This is a genomic window from Candidatus Protochlamydia sp. W-9 (assembly GCF_001950615.1).
Lineage (GTDB): Bacteria > Chlamydiota > Chlamydiia > Chlamydiales > Parachlamydiaceae > Protochlamydia > Protochlamydia amoebophila.
On record NZ_BCPZ01000389.1, the window covers coordinates 36,029 to 48,215 of the forward strand.

The 12,187-nt window shown below is 31.3% G+C and carries 9 protein-coding genes and 4 pseudogenes; 4 read left to right on the plus strand and 9 right to left on the minus strand.

Annotated features, from left to right (window positions below; all coding sequences use genetic code 11):
• Positions 1 to 15 precede the first annotated feature (15 nt).
• Positions 16 to 213, minus strand: coding sequence for a gallidermin family lantibiotic (locus tag BU804_RS10555; RefSeq protein WP_079988711.1), 198 nt, complete (start codon positions 211 to 213; stop codon positions 16 to 18).
• Between the two features lie 257 nt (positions 214 to 470).
• Here BU804_RS10555 and BU804_RS10560 point away from each other — a divergent pair.
• Positions 471 to 948: pseudogene (locus tag BU804_RS10560) on the plus strand (IS1 family transposase); the annotation flags it as partial.
• 12 nt (positions 949 to 960) lie between these two features.
• Here BU804_RS10560 and BU804_RS11675 read toward each other — a convergent pair.
• Positions 961 to 1,787, minus strand: a pseudogene (locus BU804_RS11675) (IS5 family transposase).
• 72 nt (positions 1,788 to 1,859) lie between these two features.
• Between BU804_RS11675 and BU804_RS12415 the strand changes: the two are divergent.
• Positions 1,860 to 2,110 (plus strand): annotated as a pseudogene (locus BU804_RS12415) (IS1 family transposase); the annotation flags it as partial.
• A gap of 299 nt (positions 2,111 to 2,409) precedes the next feature.
• Here the strand turns inward: BU804_RS12415 and BU804_RS11680 are convergent.
• Positions 2,410 to 2,986: pseudogene (locus BU804_RS11680) on the minus strand (IS982 family transposase); the annotation flags it as partial.
• A gap of 163 nt (positions 2,987 to 3,149) precedes the next feature.
• Between BU804_RS11680 and BU804_RS10585 the strand changes: the two are divergent.
• Together BU804_RS10585 and BU804_RS10590 are read left to right on the plus strand one after the other, a co-directional pair.
• Entirely contained in the window at positions 3,150 to 4,496 is a 1,347-nt protein-coding gene (locus tag BU804_RS10585; RefSeq protein ID WP_075884033.1) for a lanthionine synthetase C family protein, read from the plus strand.
• Between the two features lie 2 nt (positions 4,497 to 4,498).
• Complete coding sequence (locus BU804_RS10590) at positions 4,499 to 5,074, plus strand: flavoprotein (protein WP_075884034.1); 576 nt, start codon at positions 4,499 to 4,501, stop codon at positions 5,072 to 5,074.
• Positions 5,075 to 5,370: 296 nt separating this feature from the next.
• Here BU804_RS10590 and BU804_RS10595 read toward each other — a convergent pair whose 3' ends face one another.
• The 6 genes from BU804_RS10595 to BU804_RS10620 form a co-directional block, all read right to left on the minus strand.
• Entirely contained in the window at positions 5,371 to 6,099 is a 729-nt protein-coding gene (locus BU804_RS10595; RefSeq protein WP_075884035.1) for a tetratricopeptide repeat protein, read from the minus strand.
• A 290-nt stretch (positions 6,100 to 6,389) separates the two neighbouring features.
• Positions 6,390 to 7,436: an aminotransferase class III-fold pyridoxal phosphate-dependent enzyme gene (locus BU804_RS10600; protein ID WP_075884036.1), complete on the minus strand. Its 1,047-nt coding sequence runs from the start codon at positions 7,434 to 7,436 to the stop codon at positions 6,390 to 6,392.
• Positions 7,437 to 7,440: 4 nt separating this feature from the next.
• Positions 7,441 to 8,697 carry a hypothetical protein gene (locus BU804_RS10605; protein WP_075884037.1) on the minus strand — a complete coding sequence of 419 codons (1,257 nt, stop codon included), beginning with the start codon at positions 8,695 to 8,697 and terminating at the stop codon, positions 7,441 to 7,443.
• Between the two features lie 510 nt (positions 8,698 to 9,207).
• Positions 9,208 to 10,137, minus strand: coding sequence for a ribose-phosphate diphosphokinase (locus tag BU804_RS10610; RefSeq protein ID WP_075884038.1), 930 nt, complete (start codon positions 10,135 to 10,137; stop codon positions 9,208 to 9,210).
• Positions 10,138 to 10,235: 98 nt separating this feature from the next.
• Positions 10,236 to 11,015, minus strand: a complete 780-nt coding sequence (locus BU804_RS10615; RefSeq protein WP_158025060.1) for a glycosyltransferase family A protein — start codon at positions 11,013 to 11,015, stop codon at positions 10,236 to 10,238.
• Positions 11,016 to 11,063: 48 nt separating this feature from the next.
• Positions 11,064 to 12,140, minus strand: a complete 1,077-nt coding sequence (locus tag BU804_RS10620) for an AMP-binding protein (protein ID WP_075884040.1) — start codon at positions 12,138 to 12,140, stop codon at positions 11,064 to 11,066.
• Between the last annotated feature and the right edge of the window lie 47 nt (positions 12,141 to 12,187).

The following is a 12,187-nucleotide window of genomic DNA, read 5'->3' on the forward strand; positions in this document are numbered from 1 at the left end:
TAAATCAAGAAGGCATTAACAGCAGAAGCTATTACCTGTTCCTGTTTTTCCACATCCCGGTGTGCATAAAGATTTGCTTGTAATGTTTTGATTATGATTTACGCCTTCTTTGATGTTGATAACTTTAACATCAATATCAAATGGATCATTATCATGTTCCGCACCTACTTGTTTTACGATAGCACTAACATCAATATTGTTTGTGATTTTCATAAAAAATCTCCTTTATGAGTTTTAAAATGTTTTAAGCTTTAATCGAGAAAAATATTAAAATTTTATTTTCACAATTTTCAGCTGCTATTTTTTTAAAAAAAATCATACAAATTGTCAAGAAAATTCAAAAAAAAAATTTAAATGGCAAAAAGTATCCATTAGTATGCAAAAGAGGGTAGTGCTAAATAGGTAAGGCTATTTCAATAAACTGATCTAATTTGATAGATTAATTATTCTAATTCAAGCGGAGAAGAGCAATGAGATGTACGCACTGCGGCTCAGATTTGGTAAAGAAGAATGGTTATACAAGACATGAAAAGCAAAATTTTTGCTGTTTAGAGTATGGCAAACAGTGGAGCGAAAACAATGAAGCTAAAATCATTAACGAACAAACAAAGGAACTTGTCAGTAAAGCTCTTCTAGAAAGGTTGTCTCTTAATGGAATTTGTAGAATTTTTGATTTAAAGATGCCATGGCTGCTAGATTTATTAATTTCATTATCAATGATTTGCCTGAGGATTTAAATTCACAAGTCATTTGTCGTGAGAAAGATGAATGGGAAGTGGCTAAACTTAAAGTAGATGAGCTATGGAGTTTTGTAGGAAATAAGAAAAATGATCAGTGTTTATGGCTCATCTTGCATAAAAAAAGTCGCCAAGTGCTTGCTATGCAAGTGGGTCCTCGAGATAAAAAACCGCTGAGCTTCTTTTTGCAAAACTACCCGAATCATTAGAGTTCTTCTGAAACCTAATTTTTAAGTTCATAATTGTATAATCCTGCTAAAAGATTAAAGCGTAATCCAAATCTTTTTCTCCTATTGCGATAACGATCTGAGATAATTTTGAACCGCTTTAACATTCCTATCACGTTCTCTACAAAAACACGTTCTTTAGCCAGAACAGTATTTCTCTTTTTATCTTCTTTTTTCAGAGGTTTTTTCTTACTTTTCTTTTTGGGTAAAACCGTTTGAGTATGTACCTTTTGCAAGCCTTGATAACCCGTGTCTACTGGCACCATTATTTCGGGATGAATTCCTGTCTTTGATTTTTTTAAGAGGCGATAGTCATGGCATTTTCCATTCGCATAGCTCGTGCAGATGATTTCTGTCGTCGCTCTATTGACAATTATCTGAGTCTTCAGAGTGAGTCGTTTATTCTTGCCTGAATAGTAGTGTTTTTGCTTTTTTTTGGCCTTTCAACAGGGCTCTCAGTAGCGTCTACTAAAATCACTTCATATTCGACATCGCTTTTTAGTAACGCTTTACGGCCAGGTCAATTGAAATGTCCGCTTTTAATCAATGTGTTCTCAACAAAACGAATGTTGTAATAACAATTACTTTCACTTACACCATAATTGGTAGAAATGTGAAAATAGGTTCGATATTCTCTTAAATATTCCAGAGTTATCAAGATCATATCAGCTGGATAAAGTTTATTTGGGCGACCTCCTTTAGACTTCTTTTCTCGGAGAGCTCCTTCTATCATCTCCACCATTTTTTTAAAAGTCTCTAATTTGACCCCAGTTAGACGGCGGAAATCTTCTGGTTTTAAGTTTTTAATGTTCTCAAATCTCATATCACCTCAGATTTTTGGTGATATAATAGCTTAAACGTCATTAAGATTCAGGTTTCAGAAGAACTCTATTAAAAAAAAGCCCTCTATTTCACGGATAAATTTAATGTCTATGATGAAACCATTCCTTGGAGTCAACATCAACCAGTTAGCAAGCAATCTGGTCAGACAAACTACATGGAAAGATTTAATTGTACTCTCAGACAAAGATTTGCAAGACTTGTAAGGAAAACACTTTCATTTTCTAAAAAACTAACTAATCACATTGGGTAATAAAATACTTTATTTGTGATTACAATAGACAATTGAGAACTTTACCTATTTAACACTACCCCCAAAAGAGAAATAATAATTTTATATTTTCCATAAATTCGCACAAGAAATGTGCTTAGAAATTATCCTGAAAAAATTTTCTTAAGAAAATATACATATTTAAAATCAGGCAAAGCCCGGTATTTTACTTAAATTCAAAAAATATTTGATAAATATAGATTATAATACAAAACAGGATTGCCACTACTGTTAATTTTTAAGCAGTAAACTTATTTATTTTGCTTGTTTTTAATGAATCGGATAAATTTTTTGTTGCTTTTCCCTAATTAATTTAACGTTAAGTTGCAAATAACTAATTTATTAAAAAATTTGTTGAAACTGTACTAGAAATCCTAAATCTTTAATTTTAAACCCATTAGACATCGTTGTATGAATTTTCAAGGCATCAGTCTTGTTATCACGCCAAATACTCCCTTAATAAATTTTCTAATTTGCCTCAAATTTACAAAATCATGTAAATCGATTGAGCGAAGAGAATTAGATTTTGGCTTCACTATGAGCTTAATGTTTTCTATCTTTTCAAGCATGTCTTGATGCTTATAATCTACATAGGCAGAATCTCGATAAATCTCACTACCTGCCGGTAAGTTTCGTTCCATGTATTTAAAAGGAACAGCATCATGCTCTCTGCCTGGACAAAGAATAACTCTAAAAGGGCACCCATCTTGAGAAGCTAAGACTGTGACTTTCAATCCATAAAAATAGTCTCGTTTACTAATATTATACCCTCTAAATTCCTTTCCTCGATAAATTCTACAATTTTGAATTCTTATATTTCTACAAACAGAAACAGGAAATGCATCAACAATATATTCAAAAAGTAATTTTCCAAAGCTTTTTTACTTTTGAATAAACTCAATAATTTTCTCTCACCATTAGAAATTTAAACGTAATTGAGAATAGATTTTTATCGTTTAAAATGAGATCTTCTTTTATGAGTAATATTTATTTTTGAAATTTTGATTACTAGCCAAAGTTTCATTAAAATTAAGCTCTGTTTATTTTCAAATCCATAACTTTAGGTTATCTTTTATGACGGCAATAGCAACTGTTAAAAATATAGCTAATCAAATGAAAAATCCAGAATTAGTTCAAAAGCAAATTTTGTCTTCTGCTATTCAATCTTCCGATCAATCTGCGGTTTGGTCTTCTTTAACACTTTCGCATGGATATCCTGGAATCCTTATGTTTTTTGCAACTCTTGATGAATTCTTTCCTGACGAAAAATGGGATTTAATTGCTCATCAGTATGTGATCAAAATAAAAGAAGCTATTGAGGCTGGAGAAAATTCAGATCTTTCTATGTTTGGTGGGTTAACAGGAAGCTGTTTGGCTATTCAACAAGCATCCAAAGGAAAGACTCGATATCAAAAACTTCTTAATACATTAAATTCTCATTTATTTAATAAAGTTAATGAAGCTTATTTTGACCCTATTCAAGAAAAAATTGATTTAAATCTTCCTATTCACCCTAGTCTCTATGACGCGATATCGGGAATTTGCGGAATAGGGGCTTATGCTTTAAAGAATCTCGATCATCCCCTTGCACTACCTTGTTTAACAAAAATACTGAGGATGTGTACATTATTAACAAGAGATATAAAAATTGGCTCTTACCTAGTACCAGGATGGTATATTCCTGCTCATTATCAGTTTACCGAAGCTGATAAGAAAGCTTATCCAAAAGGCAATTTTAATTTAGGTGTTGCACACGGCATTCCTGGAGTTTTAGCTTTTTTATCAATTTCTGCTATGCAAGGAATTTTGGTAGAAGGACAAATGGAAGCTATAGAAAAAATTACACACTGGATTTATTCCAAAAAGAAATACAACAAAGAAACACCTTATTGGACATATCGCATAAGTTTTGAAGAAGAAATACTCAATATGCAGGAAGATTTTTCTGAAATATCTATGGAAGCATGGTGCTATGGCAGTGCTGGTATTGTCAGAACTTTATACCTTGCAGGGAAAGCTCTTCAAAACCAAGAACTACAACAAACTGCCATAGAAAATTATCTTCCCATAAATAGTCGCATTAACATCAACGATCATTCTACACCTACTTTTTGCCATGGCCTTGCAGGCGTATTAACGTTAACCCGATTGATGGCGAAAGACTCAAAATCTGCTGATTTGGAAAAATTTGGAAATCAACTAGAGCAAGAGTTGTTAAATCGCTATAACCCAGCAAATATTTTTGGTTTTAAAGATAAAGAAATTACTTTTTTAAATAATAGTGTCATGAAAGAGCGGCGAATTGTAGAAGTTGATAAAGTAGGTCTTTTAGAAGGAGTATCGGGAATTTTGTTAGCTCTTATGACCAAACATACAAATTGCTTTTCATGGACTTACCCATTTTTGATAGAAGGAAATTAAATATGACAAAATTATTAGTTGGAATGACAGGGTCTATGGGTATGTTATCTATGCCTCCATATTTATTAATGTTAAGAGAGTATTTCTCTGAAATAAAAATTATTATGTCTCATAGTGCTACGCATTTTCTTCCCACTGCCACACTGTCGATGTTTTCTAATGGCATCTATACTAATGAATTTCCTATTAGCAACGAAAATATGATGCATATAGAACTTGCGCGTTGGGCAGAACTTTTTGTTGTAATACCTGCTACAGCAAATGTTTTATCAGAAGCTGCACAGGGTATGGCGGGAACGCTTTTAACAACTACTATCTTAGCTTATGAAAAAAAAATCATTTTCATTCCTAATATGAATTCAGCCATGTGGAGGAATAAAGCACTTCAAAGGAATATCCTTTTGTTGGAGCAAGACAATCACATGATTGTACCACCTTTAGAAAGGCCTTCTTTCGAATATGCTTCTAGATCAATCGAAGTTAATCACGTGATGCCAACACCTGAAACAATATTGTCAATTTTACAACTTGAAATAGAATTGGGAAGATCAACAAAAAAATTAAGTGATCGTTCTTAATATAGATAGGGGTAAATAGTCCGAGAATAAGCACTTTAGTTAGGGACAACATGTCAAGTGCTCTCAATTTTTAGCCTACAGGAAATTAATTTATTTTTTTTCAGTATATATTTTAAAGCTATAGCACCATATAAAATTTAACGTTTTTTAAAGGATAATTCAACAGGAAGAATAAAAATGAAAATAATAAATTTAGTTAAATAAGTGTTTGGTAATAAGTAAGAAATCGCTTACAAAAGCGGATCTTTCTTGCAAATAAATTGAGGAAATCTATACGTAACAGAGGCCAATTTCTTTTATATTTCCCAGCTGGCTATTATCTTTTGTGCAATTTGCTGAACTCTTGAATCAGGGTCTCCTGTAAAAGGTAAAATAAAGCAGGTAAAACGAATACCTGATAAACTGAGAATAATTTCTTTGGCTTGTTTTTTTTCTTGAAGAGATAGCGATAACTTATACTTTTTTAGATATTGACAAGCCTCCATTCTTATATAAGGGTGCTCAGAAGAAAATTTGACTAGGCAATCAGCAAAGTTTAACTTTTTAAAAGAGTGTGTTTTTTTGAAACGTAAGTAAGGATAAGAGGAAAAAAGAGAACAACATTTTTCTCGAATTCTTTGATTTCCTGATAAGCGAGCAGCTTCAGCAAAACACGCATAAGCCTGTTCAAATTTTCCACTGTCTTCCAAAGCCCTCCCCTTCCAAATTCTAGCGGAAATGGAACTAGGATTGAGTTTTAATGCTTTTTCGAAATATGCTAATGCAGGATTTGTCATTATTCGTGAAGTATGTGTGACCTTTTTTTGTGTTAAATTATAAGTTCTCTTTTTAGCAAAAGCTGTGTAGTATGTCGTATTTATCACTGTTTTATTAAGGTAACATCTTCCTAACCAAATATTGATAATAGATAATTCTGTCTTAGTTTTTGTATTATTGGCTAGCAAAGAAGAAAATTGAATAATAGCTTCGTCATATTGATGTTTGTTGAAATAGTAAATACCTTTTGTTAAATAATCCGCATTCATAATTACCTCATTAAAGTTAGTGCTTTTTATAGCATTAAACTTACATATATTTTCTAGTCAAGCTATAATTTATTGAAAGCTAACCAACAGTAGCCATAATATTTTCCTTTGGATATCTGAAATTGTCCCATGGTTAGGTCCACTTTAAAATAGGAAATCTCACTATTATACGTTGATTGTTCTTGGCTCATAAGTCTTTCTAAATTCTCCCAGGTAAAATTTATCTAGCGTGCTATGAGGACGCCATTTATGATAGTCTTCTCTCCATATTATCAATATTTGAAAAAAGATCATTCTCCTAATAGTTTTTTTAAAACATTAAAAACATAATTTATATCTATTTCTTCAATATCGAAAGGAAAAATAAGAATGAGTCGATATTTATCAGGAAAACGACAATGTATTTTATTCTTATATAAATCTCGAAATAAGCGGATTAATTTTGATAAACTCATTTCATATTGAGAAAAATTTATACTTACGCAAGATCCCTGAACTGTAATTGATTTCACAGCTTTTAAATTTTCTAATTTTAAAAAATATTCTAAAATTAATTCTTGACTTTTATGATAGACTTTAGAAAAAATAGGACTTTTTAAATAGCCAAGTATACGTAAAGCTAGATTGAGCGAAAAAGAATTAAGAGATTGGCTAGTTCTAAAACTTTCTAACTCACGCCAATCAATGTGAGGAAATTTTTCTTTCTTAAAACAAGTCACTGAAATTGGAATTCCCAAAGCCAAGCCTTTTCCAAAGCAAATCACATCAGGTGAGAGACCAAGCTGCTCTGCAAAACTAAATGTTCCTAACCGAAATAGACCTGATCTAATTTCATCAAGAATAAACAAATTACCCTGATTATTAAATTTATCTTGAAGCTTTTGGTAAAAATTCTGATTAAAAATTGTAAAGTAATCAGAAAAAGTAGGTTCTATTAGTACTACAGTACTACTAAGAGTAGACAACTGCTCTAACATACTCGCTTCATCTTCAGAAAAATCGAGCAATTGTATGGGCTGAGATAAAGGTAATAAATCTTTTTCATGATGAAGTAAAAAATTTCCATGATATACGTCTTTAAATTTAGCTATTTTATGATGCTTTCCAGATTTTAGTGACCAAATGCAAGCATATTGAATAGCCTCTGATCCAGTTGTATAGATGACAATTTCGTATGTTCCCAAAGCAGATAGCTGTTTTTTAAAAAAGTTCTGAAGTTCTTGATATTCCTTCAAATCAAATGTTCGATAGTTGTTAAAGTTGTCTTGTATATTTTCAATTATTTCACTAGGAACCTTGTTAAATATTCTGTTATAGTCATCTAAAACGATAGTCATTAATTTAATCTTTTTTTATGATACTTTGCGCAATTTTAAGTGCATTTTTGTTTTTATCAAAGTCTGTGAATCCTTCTTTAGTAAGCTTTAAAAACCTCTTCTGCATTATATCAAATTCAAATTTTTCTAAAGCAACATCAGCAATAATGTGAGACAATTCTTTTAAACCTTCCTCTTTAATTCCAAGATGCGTAATTTCTTGAGTTCCAATTCTAATACCCCAACGGCCCTGGAGACTAGGGATACTTACTGAATTTAGTAAAATGTCGATTTCATAAAGGTTTTTAGTAACCCTATTTACATTATCAAGATCTCCTAAATCTAACCAAATTTGATGTGTTTGCGTGTAGTTATATTTTGCGAATTCAACTTTAATTCCTCTATTTGAAAGAATTTTTCCCATCATCTGAGCATTTTCTATAATTTTTTTACCATATTGTTGAAAAAAATGCCTACCTCTTTCCAAGACGAGTCCTAAACAAGCCACATCTGCAATATGGTGATGAGATGTAAAATGGTAACTGGTTGCATCAATTTTTGTTGCTAAAAGATAATTATTAGTTGCAATAATCCCCTTATGTGGACCTGGTAATGTTTTATGTGTACTTCCTACCAGAACATCTGCTCCTTCTGCTAAGGGATCTTGAAATAATCCTCCAGACAAAAGCCCAAGGACGTGCGAAGCGTCATAAACAATTTTGGCTTTTTTTGGTAAGATTTTTTTTAGTTCAAAAATAGGCTGAGGAAATAAAACCATACATAAATCTAAATATACAAGGCGAACTCTAGGTAGATCAGACAGATTGCGTAAACTTTCTATGTCTAGTTGCCATCGATCAGTATCAAAAGGCAAATGTTTAGATTCAAGCCCTAGCGTTTTAAGAATACCTTTTGTCTCTCCATGCCCCCCATGATGAGGTGCAAGTGACATGACAAGATCTCCCTTTTGAGTCAGAGCTGCAATCGCTGTTAACATACAACTCATACCTGAGATTGGACGAACGTTGACATATTTTGCATTCAAACAAATAGCAGCGATTTCTCTAGTTAATATTTCAATCTCTCTAAGGTTGTATTGAGGAAAATAACCAGTTGTTTCATCATGATTACCTGCAAACGCGTAGCGCGCATACAAATCAAGAATATAAGGAACCCGATCACGAATGTCAGGTAAATTTTCGCTTGCGACAAGCCTAATCGATTTAGCTACTTGTTTTTCGTTTTCAAAAATCAAATCAATTAAATTTTGAGACGGCTTCATAAGGATTAATCACCATTTTAAAGAATACTAAGAATTCTGTATAAATAGGATAATAAGTATCAACAAATTTAATTAATTTTTTATAGTTAAATCAGGAACACTATACAGCTGTATTAGTTTAAACCTCTGAAATATTTGCTGTTTAGCTTTTTCCCATTGTTAATCTGCGGCATCTCGCTAAATATTTTGATTTTCTTTTGTCAAATTTTAAATTTTTCTAAGAAAGCACGTAAATTCTAATAGGAAACAACTTTTGCAAATAAAAAACTTTACGGGAGTAGCTGACAATTTCTATTACTATGCCTTGTTTTATGTATATTTATTAAGTAATTTTTCGCTTGCTAAAGATCAATAAAGCCTAAACTTGTTTTTCCCTTATCAAGGGAAGACGAGTCTATATCCTCTTGTTTCAGGCATTTTAGATTTTAAAAAGCAGAACATTAAAAAATGAAGTATAAATTGTTTGCCATTTTTGAATAATTTTTTGACAATATTAACCAATTAAATCTGTTATTTTTGCCTTTCAGAATTATATGACACGTATTTCAATCTGATTGCTTCTGCAATCATAGAAGCAACCGATATGATTTTTATAGATTTAGGAAATAGATAACGAGGTTCTATGGTGTCTGTAACAAGAAGACATTCTAATGGACTCAACTCAATCTTTTTTAATGCATCATTAACGAAACAGCCATGTGTTACAGCCGCAATGATTTTTTTTGCTCCTTGTTGCTGACATAAATTTGCAGCTCCAATAAGAGTATTAGCTGTTGAACAAAGGTCGTCAGCAATCAAAACATTTTTATTATTTACATTTCCGATTAAAGACATACTAACCTCAAAGGAAGTTAAGCGTTTTTTTTTGATTATAGCTAGTTCTGTCTTTAGCAATTTTGCCATGTTTTCTGCAATTTTAATACTTCCTATATCAGGTGCAACTACGATACAATCATCTCCGGCCAAATCTTGGGCTATATCACAAAACAAATTTTGACAATGTAAATGATCAACAGGAATTTCAAAAAAACCTTCTATCTGATCTGCATGTAAATCAAGCGTGATAAGACTTGTAAGTCCAGCTGTACCAAGCAAATTAGCTATAAGCTTTGCTGTAATAGGAACTCCGGAGTTGTTTTTTCTATCTTGTCGGCAGTAACCAAGATATGGAATAATAGCATTAATGCTTTTTGCAGCAGCCCTTTTTAGAGCATCAACAATGATAAGTAGTTCAAATAAGTAATGATTTGGTTTTCCAGCAATTGATTGCAATATAAAAACATCACAACCACGTACACATTCTAAAATTTGCACCTTAGTTTCACCATCAGGGAACTGGTCGAGATCAATGCATCCAAGATTTAGATTCAATTCATTGCAAATTTTTTTAGCAAGTTCCAAATGCGAAGATCCGGCAAAAAGTTTAGGTTGTTTATTCATAAAAGAACATCCTCAGCAAGTATTAATAAATCTTTCTGCATTAAATACTCCCCATTTACTTTTTGGATTTGAAAGCTAATTTTTTGAATAATTAACACTTAACTTGGAAATAATATATTTTTTGAAGCTATAGGTAATTTCCCTTTTTTTACCAAATCATTAAAGGTTTCAATATAATGATTTTGTTTGGATGAATTTGAAGAATGAAAAATATGTAAACAAGCTAAATCAAGATGATTTTTTAAAGAAATTTTTTTTCCTAATTGCTGTATTCTGTATGCAAATTCTAAATCTTCAAACCCCATTTTTGTGAATTCAAAAAAAGGAAATTGAAGGACAAGATCTTTTCTAACAACTATATTACGTCCCACAGCTCCTAGCCAATTGGCTTCCCCTAATTTATCATGTACAAGGATTTCAGATTCATATCGACCAATTCTACGAGTATAATAGTCACGCTTACCCAACATACTAATTAAATCTTTCCATGAATTGGTTTGAAATAGCTCAAGGACTTCCTTAGGCCTTCTAAAAACTTGAAAAGTTAGCCCTGCGATTACAGCCGATTTTTCTTTTTGTATCATTGATATTAATATCTTTAAATAGTGAGGACCTATCAACACATCATCATCTAGATAAATAATATATTCTCCTTGTGCTACCTGGGCGATTAAATTTCTTACAGATCCAATATTAAAAGGCCTCTTATAGTAATAATGTTTTATGACAAATTGCTTCGCTAATTCTTTTGGATATAAAGGCTTAAATTTCTCTTCAGAAAAAATTAAAATTTCAAATTTTTGATTAAATGAAATTTTTTGCTTAATTAATGAGTAAAAAAGAGTTTGTATATATTCTGCTTTAGATTGCTGAGTCATGATTCCGATAGACACATATTGCATAATAAACCATAATCTTTATATTATTTAGAGGTAATAATAATACTTAGGCAAAGCATATGCAGGTATAATATCTTTAATTTTTTTGAAAGAAATCTGATGCTGTTCTTCGTATTGCTTAGGTAAAGTACAGATAATCACAGGTTGTCCATTAATATTTTTTTCAAATCCAATATGAACAGTTTTAATTTCAAGTATTTGGCTTATTAACGATTCCAACCACTTAATATCAATTTTATTTCCATTTTTGAAAATAATAGAATCTAGTCTATTTTCTACGATCAAACAAGCTTCTTTCAAACATCCCTTATCTCCTGTTGTAACCTCTTTTCCCAAAGAATTTCGAACAATAATTTCTTGGTGATCCTTAGAAATTGAAACAGATAAAGAACGTAAAGGAATTCCACAATCTTTAGGATTTTTTGAATTGATATTTTTATTTACAGAAATTGCTCCTGTTTGCGTTGTCCCATATATTGAGGTTAGAATGATATTGCGCTCTTCAAAAATTTTAATCACATCTGTTGCTAATGCTGCACCTCCATAAATAATTTTTTTGAGATATGGGATGCTTTTATTCTTTCTTTGTATCCATTCTGAAAGTAACCTAATATGCGCTGGAACTGCAAAAACTACTTGGGGTTTGAGGTAAAAAAAATGCTTCAATAACTCAACTGAAATGCTACTACAGCCAAGATAAACTTCGGAAGATAGTCTACGACTTAATAAAAGTGCTGGAATCAATCCAAATGAATGATTAGGGGTTACCATAATCATGATAGTTTTTGATTGAAGATCAGAAAAAATAGAATGTAATTCTATGATTTCTTCAACAATAGAATCTTTGGTTCTTAAATATAGGGTTTGACTTCCTTTTGTTGTTCCGGAAGAAAACATTCCTAATGTTTTTGTTTTTAATAAGCCATCATCAACGCTGTCATAAAAAGATAAAATATTATTAGGATCTCGACCTACGTAAATAAGTTTTTCTTTACTATAAATTATTTTCTTTTTGTTGATTTTTATATCAGAATCATTGAAAAGAAAATTTTCGAGATAAGGGTTTTTTAAAAGATACTCTTCTATATCTACTATTATTTGCATAATTAATTTTTTTTAAGAGATTCTAATTAGCTATATTTAGTTAAATT